Source organism: Streptococcus hongkongensis (assembly GCF_053206145.1).
In genome coordinates, this window is record NZ_JBRUGD010000022.1 from 1 (window position 1) to 16,024 (window position 16,024).

The window sequence follows — 16,024 nt, forward strand, 5'->3', positions numbered from 1 at the left end:
ACGGCTACAATAATCACATCCTGCTGAAATTGCTTTCCTTTAAAATGATTCATCGTCATTCCTCCTGCTATCTTTTTCTATTATTCTACCTTATTTGATAGTAGATTTAAAACTTTGCAACAGAACCTCATTGTCTAATAGTATAATGCTATTATACCAACTAAAGGAGGTGGATATAGTGAAGTCAATGGCAAAAATGAAATATCATTACGGACTCAAAGTGCGAATTTATCCGAGCGATAAGCAAAAGCAGATTATCAAGCTAAATAGCGATGCTAGTCGGTTTATCTATAACGAAATGGTCGCTATTATTGAGAAACAATGTGTATTCACTTTACTTTTTTGTAAGTTCATTTTATAATGTATATACAAACGGAGGTAGAACCATGAATGTTATCTTGAGAAAAACAGGAAATAGTACTGTCATTACAATCCCCAATAAAATTAAAGAAACTCTTGGAGCAGAAATTGGAGAAGAAATTGAATTCGTCACTTCAGGAAATAACGTCATCATTCGTAAAGCTGAGCCAAAATTTGATTTTGATAAGGAACTAGAAAAAGCCATGAACCAATACGATGAGCTTTTGAAAGAATTGGTGGATAGATGAGGTACCTAACTGCTGAAGATATTATCAAAATCAATGTCATGGTTATTGGTAAATATTCTCCTAATGAACCTGTTGGCATTGCTGATCCAAACAGTCTTCAAATGATTGTTGAACAGCCTAAACAAGAGATTTTCGGAAAAGTTCTCTATCCAGATATCTACAGTAAAGCTGCTATTATCTGGATAAATTTGATTAAAAAACATCCTTTTTATAATGCTAATAAACGAACTGCTGTTCTTGCCTTGCATATATTTCTAGCAATGAATGGTTACCAATCCAATCTTTCCCTACAGGATGGACTTGAAAAGACAGTTGAAATTGCTACCTTTCAAGGAGATTTTGAAGATTTAAAGAAAGCAATTATTCACTTCCTCAAGCAAGATGGAAACATAACAAAATTATAATTAAAAAGTGGTTATCAACCTTTCGTTGAAGACCACTTTTTATGTTCTAATGTATCCTACTATATCCTACTGTATCCTACTGTATCCTATCTCTTAGAGGATAGGCTAATTTTTCGTTAAAGTATAGTATTGATTTCTGTCATTTTTATTGGCACCATACCAGTCAACCATACCCAATTCTTGTAATTTTTTCATCGTTTTTACAATAAACTTACGACTTCTTCCTGTCAGTTCAATGGCTTTTGCAGTTGTCATCTTCTCGCCAGAATTATACATGTAGTGAACCAGCAATTGCTCATCGGCATTGAGGTCTCCAAAATCAGAGAACTGTTTTTCTAGGTTGTCGCGTGTACGGAGATGGCGACTGACAATATTATTTTCAAGCGTCAGAACCACCTTATTTCCAGGCTCTGAGTATTTTGGTTCATGGAGAAAGGCTGATTCCATCTCTGAGTAAATCCGTTTAACACCTTCATTCATCTCACGGACCCAGCCAAACTCTGTCAGGGTTCTGGCAATCCGAGGATTTCTTGAAAAACGTTCATGCTTAATATTGTCAACGGTGACGATATTTGGCAATCTCCCTGGGCTATGTATCTCCAGTCGATCATCAAACATAAGCACACGAATATGGTCGCCATAGACAGAGTAATCACGGTGAGTAACAGCATTGACAACACCTTCAAACCAGGCAAATTCAGGATACTCAGGCAAAATTTGGAATTGCCCATTGTCATCTAGATATTGGAACTCACGTAGCTGGGTACGAATAAAATCACGAGCCTTGATAATCAGGCTTGGCAGAGCATCATCAAAGGTCACTTCCTTAATGACATTAAAGCTACTACCTGTCCCCATGTCCGTGCCATCAAACCGCTGAAAACGAACACGAGCTTGAGGGAAGAAAGCTGATGGGTATTTACCAAAAAGCAAGATAGCAGCCTTGGTCAATTTTCCATTGACCAGAAAACGCCGAGCTTTGAGAATTTCTTCTGTAGAACGGTCTGCAATGTCAAATCGATTCTTGAAATCCTGAACCAGGTCATCATCAATGTCTTCCAAGGTTGCGTCAGCCACAACTTCATCCTCAAAGAAACGTTGTCCTTTATCATAGCTGAGTTGAGTTCGTTGTTCATAACTGAGCTTAACTGTCTCATCACCCTGACGCAGGTAAACCTCATCATTAGGCGCAGCAATCACTCGGTTTGATGACAATTCAACTGAGATGACCAAAATAAAGTCTTCCTCACCCTTGTGATTAACGACAGGGATTTCTTCAAAAGATAAATCCAAAGGAGTGTCACGCATCTCACGGTCAATTTTTTTGAACTCATCAATGGGATAGGCTCTGCCATCTTTGAAGCCAGTAATGATGTTATTCTGCTTGTCGTCCTCAATACCGATGACCAGCTGGCCACCATCTGCATTAGCAAAGGCAATCAGGTGTTTAAGCAGTTCAGACGGTTTCTTTCGGGCGGATTTCCTGTCTAAATGTTGGCTTTCGAGTGAGAATTGGTAGTGGGATAGGGTTTAAATTAAATCCCTTTTATTTTCCAAGTTTAATCCTCCTTTTCGATATTAAGCATCACGTTTTTGGAACAACTGTCATCTCCAAATAAATGATAAGTCAGCTTTTTATACTACTGATATAATACCTTTGATATTTCTTAAAATATCAACCTCTAATGTAAAGTTTGTCTCTTCTTATGTCCAGAAGAAATAATAATGGTTAAATTTCTCCACCAATTCCCTTAAATCGCTCCACCAAATCCACAATTTTTTCAAATACCGTCTGCTTTTTGGTACGATATTGTGGATTGAGGGGACTCATCTTAGGAAGTGCTTCATTGAGAGCATTACCATTTTCACTAGCGTACTCTCGTTTGAGCGACATCTGAATATATCGGCTTGCACTCTCGGCATTCAGCCCCTCTGTCTCAATCAAATTAGCTACTGCTTCTTTTTGTTTTTGGCGGGCAAATGTATAAAATTGTTCTAAAATATCTGACTTCTCGGAAAAACTGTCCAAGTCGCTGGCATTGATAAAATCCACAATCAAGCTTTCCTTAGCTCTCTGACCCAGACTAGCACGGATAGTTCGAGTAATTTCTTCAATGAGTTGATCCTTATCGGATACCTTTTGGTTGGTTTCAAAAATCAATTCCAGAATATAGTCCAGATTGATTTCCTGTGACTTCAACAACTCTACTTCAAAGACAACCGCATCCCAATCGATTTCGGAATCGCTATTCTGCTGATTCCGCCTCTCATTGTCATACCAGGACTTGATATCATTGTAAGTAGAGCGATAATCTTGAATCTCACGAATACTTGGGATGTCCATTTTAGAAAGTTCCGCAACAGCTTCGTCGTTCAGATGAAAACGTTCTTTGAACTCTGCCACAGCCTCTGCGTCTGTAACATCTAACTCTTGCAAAGCCTGCAAACTCATGAAATCATCATAGTTCTGCAAGATATTATCCAAACGCAAGAACTGACCAAATAGGGTCACAAATTCTTTCTTATCACTTTCTTTACTAATCGTCGCAGGATCCGGGAATTTTTCCTGCAATTCTTTAACGACTTCCAAATACCCTTTTTGCTCTTGACCAGCCTCAATATAGCCAGTCATGTAGTCGTCGTAAGAGCGCTCCAACAGAATATCAGCCGTCTCAGTCTTGCCAAAAAGCTTAATCGCATCTGTCGTTGCCTTCTCCAAATCACGAAAGGTGACGATATTTCCAAACGTCTTAGTCGCATTGTAAATCCGATTGGTTCGAGAAAAAGCCTGAATAAGTCCATGATAGCGTAGGTTTTTATCCACAAAAAGTGTATTCAAGGTTGGAGCATCAAAACCAGTCAAAAACATACCGACGACAATCAGCAAATCCACTTCTCCAGACTTGACTCGCTTAGCTAAATCACGGTAATAGTTTTGAAACTCATTGCCATTGATACTAAAGTTGGTCTGAAACAGGCGATTATAATCGGAAATCGCTCCACTCAAAAATTCCTTACTACTAATATCTGCCAAGTCAGCAGGGCTGAAAGTCTCGTCATCAATCTCCCCAATCGCAGCCTGCTCCTCATTTGCTGCATAAGAGAAGATGGTTGCAATCTTCAATGGTTTATCTTTTCCAGCTTGTTGGTCTTGCAACTCTTGGTAGTAAGCCTTGGCCGCCTCGACACTTGACACGGCAAACATAGCGTTAAATCCTTTACCGTTTTGTCTATGTGTCTTTTGATTAAAATGTTCTAAAATATAAGCCGAAATCTCTGTAATCCGTGTTGGATGAAGTAGGGCTTTTTTATTTTCAGCAGCAGATAATTTCCCTAAATCTTGCTCAGTTTCCAACGACTTAAACTGTGGACGAACATCATTGTAATCCACCTTAAATTTCAACACCTTTTGGTCGCGGATAGCATCGGTAATGACGTATGCATGAAGTTCCCGACCAAATACAGAAGCCGTCGTCTCACTGCCTAAAGCATTTTCAACTTTAATCGGCGTCCCTGTAAAACCAAACTGACAATACTTCTTAAACTTTTGTTTTAAGCGCTTTTGAGCCTCGCCAAACTGGGAACGGTGGCATTCGTCAAAGATAAAAACCACTTGCTTGTTGTAAATCTCATGCTCTGCTTCACTAGACATAAAGTTATTGAGCTTTTGAATTGTCGTAACCACAATCTTATTGTCATCTTTTTCTATATTGCGTTTAAGTCCAGCTGTGCTATTTGACCCATTAACTGAGTCAGGTGAAAAACGCTGGTATTCTTTCATAGTCTGGTAGTCCAAGTCTTTCCTATCAACCACAAAGAAAACCTTGTCCACTTTATCCATCTCAGTCGCCAGTCTCGCCGCCTTAAAACTGGTCAAGGTCTTACCAGACCCCGTAGTATGCCAGATATAACCGCCAGTCTCAGGACCACTCTTGAGTTTGCTGTCAATGGCCGAGCGAATCTTCCAAATAATCCGCTCCGTCGCCGCAATCTGATAGGGACGCATGATAAGGAGGGTATCACTGGTATCAAAAACTGAATAATTGATGAGAACGTTTAAAAGTGTCTGCTGACTGAAAAAGGTCGCTGTAAAATCCTTCAAATCCTTAATAGGATCATTATTTTTCAGTGCCCAATTCATGGTAAAGTCAAAAGAATTTTTCTCCCGCTTTGTGGTATTGGCAAAATAGCGAGTATCCGTCCCATTTGAAATGACAAAAATCTGGAGATACTTGAAGAGTGAATTTTCTTCATTGAAACTCTCCTTGCTGTAACGGTGAACCTGATTAAAAGCCTCACGAATAGCCACCCCACGCTTTTTAAGCTCAATTTGTACTAAGGGTAGCCCATTGACCAAAATGCTCACATCATAACGATTACTTGAAGTCCCAACTTGAGACATTTGGTTAATAACCTGAAGCTTATTTCGACTGATATTTTTCTTATCCCAGAGATAAATATTTTGGATATGCCCATCGTCAAAGATAAAGTCGTAGATGTGGTTATCGTGGAGCTTTCGGGTGCGGTCAATCAAACCATCACTAGGCTTATTGAGGTACTCCTCTAAAAAACGTAGCCATTCTGCCTCAGAAAAAACAACGCCGTTAAGGGCTTCCATCTGGGTCTTTAGGTTATCTAAGAGAGCTTCTGGGGTCGTCAGATTGTTGAGGTACTCGTATCCCTGCTGCCGCAAATCACTAACCAGCTCTCGCTCCAAGTCTGCTTCCGTCTGATAGGTGCTGGGCTGGGTAATTTTAGTGTATTTGTCTAAAACGATGAAATTGTTGGTTTCGACAATGGGTGTGGTTTGAAAGGTACTTGTCATAGGTGCTCCTTATTGAATTGGTGGGTATTATCAAAACTTTCAAACAGATAAATTAACATCTGTTTCTCTCTAGGATTGAGACTAGAAACTTCTTCTCCCGAATACTGCGAGTGACTTGAAATATCTAAGATTCTTTTTGCATAGCTCAATTTTGTTTCATCGTCTGCTTCACGCGGTAACAAATCTTTCCAATCCATGTACCCTAAAAACGTCGCAGTTTTTTCAAAAAGATTTCTCAAAAAATTAAAATGATATTTTTGAATTCTGTTTTCATTTATTGCTGTTCTCAGTTCATTTCTCAAAAACATGTGATAAGAAAATGGTGAATCATTTCTTTGTGCGTGCAGTTCATAGGTACCATCTTCCAATTTTTCTAGTCTAAACTTATTAGCATTTCCAAATTCATTGTGTAAAACATTATAGAATAAGGGGTTATGAGTCGTGATGATAAATTGCAATCCTAAATTCTCCTTATTGCTCTCTTTAATTAAGGAAGCTAAATTAGACGCAACTTCGATCAAATGATTATCATCCAAAGATGAAACGGGATCATCAATAAATACATACTTCAACTGATTAAAATCGGATGTGCTTCTTTCATCTAATTCTGGAATTTTCAGCTCACTAATTACTAGCTCTAATAGCGTGTAAAATATCGACCAAATAAAATTGCTTTCTTCTCCTTTGGATAACTTAATGGATTCTGCAATCTCCTCATTACCACGTTCAATAGAGAAGGTAACACTTCTATCTGAGAAGTTAAAGTTAGGCATCAGCTTATCATTTGTGTATTGTTGAAAATTCTTAATAATATTTCCATCTTGTCCTTGCTCTATTAGAATCCAATCCATAAAATAGTTATTCCAAATTTTCAAGGCAATTGCCTCATTATCCCAATAAAACAAGTCTTCTGTAAAAGCATTATAATAGAGAATTTTTTGCCTTGTCAGTTCATCTTCATCAGGTGTAACAAGTTTAGTAAATTCTTTAGACAATCGTGTTTTTCCTGTTCCATTGAAGGCATAAATCAGATGAACCTTCTTATCTGACTCCTTCAGCTCCAGAGCAATGTCTGCCAACCTTTTTCCCATAAGGTGTCACCTCTTTGTTTAAAATTGCAACAACCTATCCCTGAAATAGGCATATTGCTTTTGACGTTGCTGGATTTCCCTTGGCAATCCCTGAGTGAGGGAGGTCGTCAGCTCATCGAACTTGTCTAGTATGGAAACGATTTTGGCTTGTCTATCGAGCGGTGGGAGGGTGATGATGAATTTCTCCATGTCTTTCGAGTTGATACGGATAACCTTTGTCCCCGTAACCTTTTTCTCCTTCTGGATTTGGAAATGGACTGATTTGAAGAAATAATTCAAATAACGAGCATTTTGACTGGTACTCACGATATAAGCATCTCCTGAAATACCAATCTCCTCGCCACCTTCCCAAACAACCGCCTTTCCAACATCTTCTATATTTTCAGAAGTCGTTGCCATGACAATATCATTTGGCTGGGCTTTCTTCAATTTTTCAAAAACAGCAAGGCTGGTGTAGGAAATGGTTTCGCTTGTTGAAAATCCATACTTGGTGTAGATTTGTCCGTAATGAATGACTGGGTAGCCTTCCGTCGTGAAATCCTTCTTCTGAAGATTATTGCCACGCGTAAAGTCACAAACAGCTCCCAACTCCACTCGGATTGGGCCAAAGACCCAGGTCAAGAGCCTAATCAGGTCTTGTCTGTACTGTACTGTACTGTCAGTATACACGCCTGCGGCGGCGAAGGTCAAGAGCTTATCTCGGAAATACTCGTATTGTTTCTGCCGAAGTTCAATCTCCTTGGGCAGTCCGATGTTGAGGTCGTTACAAACTGTATCGAAATTGTCCAGGACTTGGACGATTTTATTCCTAATCGATTGATTGGGATAAGGAATTTTAATACTATTCAAATTCTGCTGATTCAATTTAGGCTGGGCAGCTCCTGAAATATATGGAGTTAAATCAATATAATTAAGATAATAGCCCACATACTTTTGATCAATAGCATCATCAAACCTTAAAATATGAGCATGATTATTTACCCACGACTTACCAGAAATAGAAAATGCAATAGGTGTTTTTCTAGCAATTAGATTGGCTCCATCTTCCGAAACCAATAAATAATCACCATCAAAAATATAATCATCCACATAGTCAACTATTCCAGAAGCTCCATAGTAAGGATAGTTGCCAGAACTCCGATTCCCTTTTGTTACTGGTTTACGCTGACTATCCAAATTCTCCGCCACCTCCCCCAACATCTTCCACTGGACAGTGTAAACCTTATTGTTCGCCCCCCCCATACTTTCATCATCAAAACTTAGGAGTTTATCTCTAAAATAAGAATATTGCTTCTGTCGGAAGGTCAATTCTGCGGTCAATTCTGCGGTCAATTCTGTAACATAATCAGTGAATTTGTCAAGTATTTTGACGATTTCTTTTTGAATATCTTCATGGGGAATAGCAATATTAAGTTTTTCTAGCTTAGACTTGTTCAGAGCTGGTATACCATCAAAAGTACATAATTCCTCAATTTTTTTAGAATTATTTTTCAAAAAATAATACAAATAGCGTGGTAACAGCTTCTCCGAGTCTTTAACAGTTGCAGAATAATTGAGATTCCCTCTAAAATATTTTCCTTCATTCCACGAAACATAGCCAACTCCTGCTCCCCTAGAAGTAATTCCTATTGGATCATCTTCCGTATTGAAAACATCTACATATCCCAAAGGTTGTTTCCCACTATTGATAACTGGGTAATCTCCAGAATTATTCTGTATAAATGTTTTATTAACCGACTGCCCTGTTTTTACAACACAGACCTTTCCCAACTCTTTCCACTCTACTCCGTCAGGACAAAGCTCTTTTATCATTTCATCAATGTAGGTCATATCAGCTCAACTCCTCGACAATCTTATCAATCTCTGCTCGTAAGCGGTCAATATTTTTCACGGTCTCCGCAATTTCTTTGTTTAATACATCAATATTAATCTTCTCACGCGTATCCTCTTTTTCCACGTAGGTAGATACAGTGAGATTGTAGTCAGCTTCTACAATTTTTTCTTGAGAAATGAGCTGGGCAAAATACTCTTCATTATTCTTATGCTCAACACTTTCCAGAATTTTCTCGATGTTCTCTTCTGTCAAGACATTGTTATTGGTTTCTTTTTTGAACTGCTGGCTAGCATCAATAAAGAAAACATCTGTTGTTGGCTTATTTTTAGCAAGGATAAGGATACAGGTCGCGATAGATGTCCCGAAAAAGAGGTTATCAGGCAACTGGATAACAGCCTCGACAAAGTTTCCGTCTACCAAATATTTACGGATTTTTTGCTCCGCACCACCACGATAAAAAATCCCAGGGAAGGTCACAATAGCCGCTCTGCCTTTATTAGACAAATAAGAAAGGCTATGCATGATAAAGGCAAAATCTGCCTTAGATTTAGGTGCCAGAATCCCTGCTGGTGCAAAACGGTCATCATTGATCAGCGTCGGGTCATCACTACCAATCCACTTAATAGAATAAGGTGGGTTAGACACGATAGCATCAAAGGGCTTATCGTTACCATGCTTAGGGTCCAGCAGCGTATTGCCACGCTCAATGCTGAACTTGTCGTAGTTGATATTATGGAGGAACATGTTCATTCGTGCCAGGTTGTAAGTGGTCATGTTAATCTCCTGACCGTAAAAACCATCCTCAATGATATGTTCTGTAAATTGTTTTTTGGCTTGAAGGAGGAGGGAACCTGAACCACAGGCAGGGTCATAAATCTTGTTGATTTTATTTTTCTCATCCTTACCCAGCATGACGATACGAGCTAACAGACGTGACACACTCTGTGGTGTAAAAAACTCGCCACCTGACTTCCCTGCATTGGAAGCATAGTTTGAAATCAAGTACTCATAAGCGTCCCCAAAAAGGTCAATATGGTTGTCCTCAAAATTCCCAAAGTCAAGACTAGCAATACCTTCTAGAATAAGGGCTAGTCGTTCATTACGCTCTGGGACGGTACTTCCCAGCTTATTACTTCTGGTGTCCACGTCGTCAAAAAGACCTTTAATATCATTTTCACTGGCATAACCCGTAGCACTCGCCTCAATGGCATCAAAAATGTCCTTGAGTTCCGTATTTAAGTTGTCATTACTACGAGCTGTTTTCACAACATTGGAAAAAAGCTGCGCAGGCATAATAAAGTACCCCTTTGTCTTAATCGCATCATCCTTAACCTCAGGTGTGATTACTTCATCCGGAATCTCCTCATAGTTGAAGTCCTCACCACCCTCGATATAAGTCTTGAAATTTTCACTGATAAAACGGTAAAAAAGGATTCCCAAAATATATTGTTTGAAATCCCAACCATCTACCGCACCACGGACATCATCTGCGATTGCCCAGATTTTGCGGTGCAACTCTTGCCTTTGTGCTTGTTCTGACATCTTCAAATCCTCACAGTCTTTAATATTTCTATTATATCATTTTTCCCTTCTTCTTACACGTTTCCTCAAGGGGTTTGGGGATTTGCCCCAAGTGTTAAAATCCATCACCTAAAGGAGTCGTCTGCTCACTTTTGGTAGTGGATTTTTTGCGATAGTGTGTATACACTATCTGAGCTCGCAAAGACCTAACTCCATTTTTAGTGATTTCCCGTACTTTATACGGTGCCTCACATTGTCCGTACAAGGATTTTTTACAATTACATGCTAAAAAACGCTGACCACCATCAGCGTTTTTGTTGTTTTATTTAAAACTATTCTACCAAAATGACTGAACGACTATCACTTCTTAGCTATTCGTTGCTTGTCTTCCTTCACTTGTTTCTCTACCAATTCTACAAGTTCCTCCATCAACTGACCTAATTCCATCAAATCTTGTTGGGAAATTTTTCCAAACTGTGTTGCGCTTTTAGCGATGCTATTAATTGATCTACCAACAGATAGTAACCTGTCAGTCAGCAGCTGATATTCTGGAAAACTAACTAGCCAAGTTTCAAAATCAGGTTTTAATAATTGCTTTCTAGCAAAACGAGAAAAGTTTGAAAACCCATCTTGCTTCATTTTCTCTAACAGTTTTTGATTTTCTTCTTCAGACAAAAAGACTTGTTTAATTACGTTCCTAATTCTCCTTTTATCCATTAAGCTCCCTTAGATAATAATTTCCGTTTCTTTTTCTTGTGGTAACGAGTTAACTGCTTTTCATAATGTGAAACTAACCTTCTGCTATAGTCCATAGCTCTGTAGACTTGACTATCTTGAGACTGATCTGCTATTTTAGATAATTGCCTTAAATTATTTTGAATACGTCTTAGAGAATAAATCAATTCATCAAACTGAGAGTCATCAAATTGAATAAAGAGTGACGTTTCCTTAAAAAGCATCCGACGAGCGTAATTAGAGAATGTTTGTAAGCCTGTATCATTTACTAGTTGATTAAGTACTTCATTCTGCAATTCCGTCACATAAAACTTCTTTAAAATAGTTCTGATACGTTCAGACATAACGGACCATCCTTAAATATCGGTCTGCCTGCTTAGTATCATATCGTTTCAACTCTCCTACCAGTTCTAAATAATCAATTATTAATGCTTCTGATAAGTTCGGAAAATCGTTCTCTGAGGTCTGACAAATGATTTCAATCTGATTGGTGATTTCTCTAATAGAAAAGCTGTAGTCCTCCGTCTCACTTTCATAGTCTCTCTTGAGAGCCTGATAGCGGTCGTACTCCTCTTGTGACTTAAATCCAGCCACTAACATATTTTCTAATTGATAATATACTGTCATCACTAGTTATCCTCCTAATCTTTCCATATATCCATAGCTGCTATGAAATCTTCAGATACTTCCACATTTGAAATTTCTAATGGACGGTAGTCTTTTTCAGACGCTATCACTTGGTCAGCAGTTATAAACCCTCTAGCTTCCCAATTCATTAGTATCCCTTTGACATAACTCATGTTTTGTTTTTTTGGCTCAAGCTCAGCTGTTTTGTGAATAGCTAACTGCAATAAAGAATCACTAACTGTTAATCCTTCTAGTAATACTTTTTCCTGTCGGGTTAATTCTCGATGCCATAGTGTTTCCATTAACCAGATGTCATCAGTCAGTCGTGATGAGATTGGATCATTATCTAATCCTATCTTATCTTGACTTAACTTATCTTTCCCTATCCTATCTTTACTTATCTTATCTTTAATTATATTGCGGTTCCCATCTGGATCCAGACTGGCTCCAACTTGGAGCCTAGTATTTTGAAGATAATTAATCAAGCGTGGACCTAAATTTAAATTCTCCAACAACTGATTATCCTTCAGATAATCTATAAGAAGTTGACGATGACTACTCGGTGTGTAACGATCTGCTTTGATGGTATTCTGCTCAAAGAAATCCTTGATAAAGTAAACCATTTCATTGTTTAACAAGAGTAAATACTGCTTAAGAGTTAATAAATTCAAACTGTCCTCATTAGCGTTGATCATTCGCATAACAGGAAAAGCTTCAACAATACCATCATCATCTGCATTGACTACCAAGTGACAGTAAAGCGCCTGCGCTTCAAGTGGTAGGCGTAAAAATCGTTGTGTCTGTACTACCGTTTTACTCAACATTCGTCTATTAGCCATCCTTTACCTCATCTTTCATATTGCTTCAACCAACGTGTAACCGCTCGTTTATCGTACAGAGTCACACCATCAATGACCATTGTAGGCATTCCTTCTCGTGTCCATTTTTGAAGGGTTGTCGTTGATACATCAAGCCACCTAGAAAGGGCTGCCATCCGAACCATAGGTTTATATAGCTCTTTATCCTCTAGCGCTCTTTCAATAGCTGTAGAGACCATTTCATCATAATGTGCCCTTAACTGTTTTTCCAAAACTTTGGGAAGTTGAACAACTAAAGTCGCTTCTTCAGACATATTATTACCTCGTTTCCGTTTCTCAATTAAATAAACTCCGAAATTTGTATATTTTATTATACATTTTAAATTATAAATACTTTTTGTATCCTTGTCAAGTGGTATTATACTTTTTGTATTAAATGTGTTAAAATATCAACTAGGAGGTAACTATGACTAATAATATAGCTAAACTTATCGAAGAAAGTGGCAAAAAAATAAAAAGTATCAGTGAAGCGCTAGATATATCCTACCCAACACTATCTAGCTATAACCAAGGAATACGAAAACCTAAAAAAGAGAATGCTCAAAAGTTAGCGGATTATTTTGGTGTCTCAGTGGCATACATCCTTGGAATTGACGAAGAAAAGTACGCTCCGTCAAATTTAAAAATCGTCACTGATAGTTTCAAGACATCTGAAATTACTTCTGTAACACCTTTTAAAAGCGATATGGAGAAGCTTAAGAAAGGAATCGAACTAGGAGAGATTCATTTGTCTATGCCCTTAAATGAAGGCTTCTCAGACGATTTTAGGCGCATTTTAGCGCGCTACTTGATCAATCATGAGGAAGAATTCATGAAAACTTTCACTAAACACATGAATAGTTTAAAACGAGAGTCAGAAATTTGGCAAACCTGGATTCAGACTGAAGAATACCGAATTAGACAAGAAGACCGACACAAAAAATAAACGAACAGTTTCTCAATTACATAAGCTCCGAAAACTTAGAAACGGAGAACTGTTATGTCTGTACACAAGTACCAATCTACAAAAGGAGTCACCTATTTTGTTAAAGTTTACCTTGGTCTAAACGACTACGGTAAGAAAAAATATTATACTAAACGAGGATTCAAGACGCGCAAAGCTGCCAAAGCTCATGAAACTGCTGTTAATCATCAGTTGAATAGTGGAACTTTTGTCCATATTACTGCTCAAACAACCTACACTTACCAAGAGCTTTATCAAAGGTGGTATGAAGCTTACAAAGATACTGTTGAAGCAACTACTGCAGTCAAAACTGCCGACCTCTATCGCCTACATATTCTTCCTGTTTTTGGAGAAAAGAAAATTTCAAAAATCAGTCCTTTAGACTGTCAATCCTTCATCACTGACAAAGCCAAGACATTCAAAAACATGAAGCAAATCAAATCTTATACTTCTAAAATATTTGAATTTGCCATTAATATGAATTATATTGAACGAAATCCTATGAGCAAGGTTATTATGCCTAAACTCAAAAAAACTGTCAGTGAGAACTATTGGACAGTTAACGAGTTGCATCATTTTTTGACAATCATTTTAGAAAATGAACCTTATAAACATTATGCACTATTTCGATTACTAGCATACAGTGGGTTACGAAAAGGAGAGCTCTACGCCCTCAAATGGGAAGATTTTGATTCTGAGAATCAACTATTAACAGTCAGCAAAAGTTTAGGAAGAATAGATGGTCATGCCATTGAAAAAGAAACTAAAAATACATTCTCTGTACGCTCTATATATCTTGATGATGAAACCTGTTCTATCCTCAACAAATGGAAACAGGAAACTAGCAGAGAAAAGTGGCAATTATCAGTACAACCTCTTTCTCTCGACAAAGAATTTATGTTTACATACTGCAACCGAGATGGTGAGATAGAACCCTTACACGCTGACTATATCAACAATATTCTAAAACGTATTATACGTAAGCATAATCTTAAAAAGATTAGCCCACATGGGTTTAGACACACTCACGCAACCCTGATGATTGAAATGGGAATTGACCCAGTCAATACTGCTAAACGCTTAGGCCATGCAAGCAGCCAGATGACTTTAGACACTTATAGCCATGCTACAAAAGCTGGTGAAAAACAGTCAATTACAAAATTTGCAGAGTATCTTAATAAGGCTAAATGAACTAGATTTATTGCTCAGCCTCATATTGACCAAAAACCAAGTCTCGAAAGATTACCAAAAGGATTACCAAAGCACTTTTTTCATCAAAAAAGCACCTTGCGACAACTTCGCAAAGTGCTCTGAAACGTTGATATAACTGAATATTAACGTTTTGAGAATTGTGATGCCTTGCGGGCTTTTTTAAGACCTGGTTTTTTACGTTCAACCATACGTGCGTCACGTGTAAGAAGTCCAGCGCGTTTTAATGAATCGCGGAAGTCTGGGTCTACTTGTAACAATGCTCGAGCGATACCATGACGAATCGCACCTGATTGTCCACCGTATCCACCACCTACAACGTTAACCATAACGTCGTATGAACCTTCTGTAGAAGTTACTGCGAAAGGTTGGTTGATAACAAGACGTAAGTCTGCGTGTGGGATGTATTCTTCAACATCTTTTTTGTTAACAGTGATTTTACCAGTACCTGGAACCAAACGTACGCGTGCAACAGCGTTTTTACGACGGCCAGTACCTAAATATTGTGCTTGTGCCATTATTTAATGCTCCTTTCCTCTTAGATAAGTCCTGAAATGTCAAGTACTTCTGGTTGTTGTGCAGCATGTGTATGCTCAGCTCCAACGAAGACTTTCAATTTCATGCCTTGCGCACGTCCAAGAGTGTTATGTGGAAGCATGCCTTTAACAGATTTTTCAATCAAACGTACAGCATTTTTAGAACGTAGTTCACCTGCTGAGATTTGTTTCAATCCACCTGGGTACATTGAGTGAGTGTAGTAAATTTTATCAGTTGCTTTTTTACCAGTTAATTTGATTTTTTCAGCATTGATAACAATTACAAAATCACCTGTATCAGTGTGAGGTGTGAATGTTGGTTTGTTTTTTCCGCGAAGTACGCTAGCAACTACTGCAGAAAGACGTCCAAGTGGCACATCAGTTGCGTCAACAACGTACCATTTGCGTTCAACTTGGCCAGTTTTAGCCATAAAAGTTGTTTTGTTCATGATTTCTCCTATACGAATTCGTAATATTTGTTTACAGTTATGGTGGGTGTTCCGTCCCACGCAAAGGTATTTGGAAGGTTCCGGGGCCTTTCAAATGGGGTAAACAATACCGTCTTATATCATACCAAAAAATAACCATTTAAGTCAAGTGCTTTAATAACTTTTATGGATTATTTTACGTTCTTTTTTGGAAGGCAAATTACAAGTTCAAGTTAGCCAGCCAAGAAAAACTCTTTTGGAGATTTGTAACCTAGTATTTTTTTAGGATAGTTATTTATCCAATTTTCAATGAATGCGACCTGTTTTGGGGTCGCATTCTTGCTTCCCTTAGGTAACCAGCGGCGAATGAGTCTATTATGGTTTT

15 protein-coding genes and 3 pseudogenes are annotated in these 16,024 nt (G+C 38.2%); 5 read left to right on the forward strand and 13 right to left on the reverse strand.

Annotated features, from left to right (window positions below; genetic code table 11):
• Positions 1–178: 178 nt before the first annotated feature.
• The 3 genes and pseudogenes from ACVRZD_RS10125 to ACVRZD_RS10135 all read left to right on the forward strand — a co-directional run.
• Positions 179–310, forward strand: a pseudogene (locus ACVRZD_RS10125) (helix-turn-helix domain-containing protein); the annotation flags it as partial.
• 76 nt (positions 311–386) lie between these two features.
• Complete coding sequence (locus tag ACVRZD_RS10130) at positions 387–608, forward strand: AbrB/MazE/SpoVT family DNA-binding domain-containing protein (protein ID WP_001100856.1); 222 nt, start codon at positions 387–389, stop codon at positions 606–608.
• The gene (locus ACVRZD_RS10135; protein WP_037627496.1) at positions 605–1,012 is read left to right on the forward strand and encodes a type II toxin-antitoxin system death-on-curing family toxin; all 408 of its coding nucleotides are present in this window, start codon (positions 605–607) and stop codon (positions 1,010–1,012) included. The genes ACVRZD_RS10130 and ACVRZD_RS10135 overlap by 4 nt, the downstream gene beginning before the upstream one ends.
• A gap of 105 nt (positions 1,013–1,117) precedes the next feature.
• Here the strand turns inward: ACVRZD_RS10135 and ACVRZD_RS10140 are convergent.
• The 10 genes and pseudogenes from ACVRZD_RS10140 to ACVRZD_RS10185 form a co-directional block, all read right to left on the reverse strand.
• Positions 1,118–2,542: pseudogene (locus ACVRZD_RS10140) on the reverse strand (ATP-binding protein); the annotation flags it as partial.
• Between the two features lie 199 nt (positions 2,543–2,741).
• A complete protein-coding gene (locus ACVRZD_RS10145) occupies positions 2,742–5,837 on the reverse strand; it encodes a type I restriction endonuclease subunit R (RefSeq protein ID WP_447450479.1) in 3,096 nt (1,031 codons plus the stop codon).
• Positions 5,834–6,928: an AAA family ATPase gene (locus ACVRZD_RS10150; protein WP_037627498.1), complete on the reverse strand. Its 1,095-nt coding sequence runs from the start codon at positions 6,926–6,928 to the stop codon at positions 5,834–5,836. Before ACVRZD_RS10150 ends, ACVRZD_RS10145 begins: the two co-directional genes overlap by 4 nt.
• A gap of 18 nt (positions 6,929–6,946) precedes the next feature.
• Positions 6,947–8,758: a restriction endonuclease subunit S gene (locus ACVRZD_RS10155; protein ID WP_447450480.1), complete on the reverse strand. Its 1,812-nt coding sequence runs from the start codon at positions 8,756–8,758 to the stop codon at positions 6,947–6,949.
• Between the two features lies 1 nt (position 8,759).
• On the reverse strand, positions 8,760–10,304 hold the full coding sequence (locus ACVRZD_RS10160) for a type I restriction-modification system subunit M (protein WP_447450481.1): 1,545 nt from the start codon (positions 10,302–10,304) through the stop codon (positions 8,760–8,762).
• Between the two features lie 339 nt (positions 10,305–10,643).
• Positions 10,644–11,000 (reverse strand): hypothetical protein, encoded by a 357-nt coding sequence (locus tag ACVRZD_RS10165; protein ID WP_037627502.1) that lies wholly within the window; start codon positions 10,998–11,000, stop codon positions 10,644–10,646.
• Positions 11,000–11,362 carry a plasmid mobilization protein gene (locus ACVRZD_RS10170; RefSeq protein WP_037627504.1) on the reverse strand — a complete coding sequence of 121 codons (363 nt, stop codon included), beginning with the start codon at positions 11,360–11,362 and terminating at the stop codon, positions 11,000–11,002. Before ACVRZD_RS10170 ends, ACVRZD_RS10165 begins: the two co-directional genes overlap by 1 nt.
• Positions 11,355–11,645 (reverse strand): DUF5962 family protein, encoded by a 291-nt coding sequence (locus tag ACVRZD_RS10175; protein ID WP_037627507.1) that lies wholly within the window; start codon positions 11,643–11,645, stop codon positions 11,355–11,357. The genes ACVRZD_RS10170 and ACVRZD_RS10175 overlap by 8 nt, the downstream gene beginning before the upstream one ends.
• A 14-nt stretch (positions 11,646–11,659) precedes the next feature.
• Positions 11,660–12,484, reverse strand: coding sequence for a DnaD domain protein (locus tag ACVRZD_RS10180; RefSeq protein WP_027973159.1), 825 nt, complete (start codon positions 12,482–12,484; stop codon positions 11,660–11,662).
• An 8-nt stretch (positions 12,485–12,492) separates the two neighbouring features.
• On the reverse strand, positions 12,493–12,777 hold the full coding sequence (locus ACVRZD_RS10185) for a hypothetical protein (protein ID WP_001287945.1): 285 nt from the start codon (positions 12,775–12,777) through the stop codon (positions 12,493–12,495).
• A gap of 152 nt (positions 12,778–12,929) precedes the next feature.
• Here ACVRZD_RS10185 and ACVRZD_RS10190 point away from each other — a divergent pair, with 152 nt between their 5' ends.
• Entirely contained in the window at positions 12,930–13,448 is a 519-nt protein-coding gene (locus ACVRZD_RS10190) for a helix-turn-helix domain-containing protein (protein WP_003046517.1), read from the forward strand.
• A 54-nt stretch (positions 13,449–13,502) separates the two neighbouring features.
• The gene (locus tag ACVRZD_RS10195) at positions 13,503–14,657 is read left to right on the forward strand and encodes a site-specific integrase (protein ID WP_037627510.1); all 1,155 of its coding nucleotides are present in this window, start codon (positions 13,503–13,505) and stop codon (positions 14,655–14,657) included.
• Between the two features lie 143 nt (positions 14,658–14,800).
• Here the strand turns inward: ACVRZD_RS10195 and rpsI are convergent, their stop codons facing one another.
• From rpsI to ACVRZD_RS10210, 3 genes and pseudogenes are all read right to left on the reverse strand, one after another.
• Positions 14,801–15,193, reverse strand: a complete 393-nt coding sequence (gene rpsI, locus ACVRZD_RS10200; protein WP_003104965.1) for a 30S ribosomal protein S9 — start codon at positions 15,191–15,193, stop codon at positions 14,801–14,803.
• A 20-nt stretch (positions 15,194–15,213) separates the two neighbouring features.
• Positions 15,214–15,660: a 50S ribosomal protein L13 gene (gene rplM, locus ACVRZD_RS10205; protein WP_003104162.1), complete on the reverse strand. Its 447-nt coding sequence runs from the start codon at positions 15,658–15,660 to the stop codon at positions 15,214–15,216.
• Between the two features lie 212 nt (positions 15,661–15,872).
• Positions 15,873–16,024, reverse strand: a pseudogene (locus tag ACVRZD_RS10210) (IS30 family transposase); the annotation flags it as partial.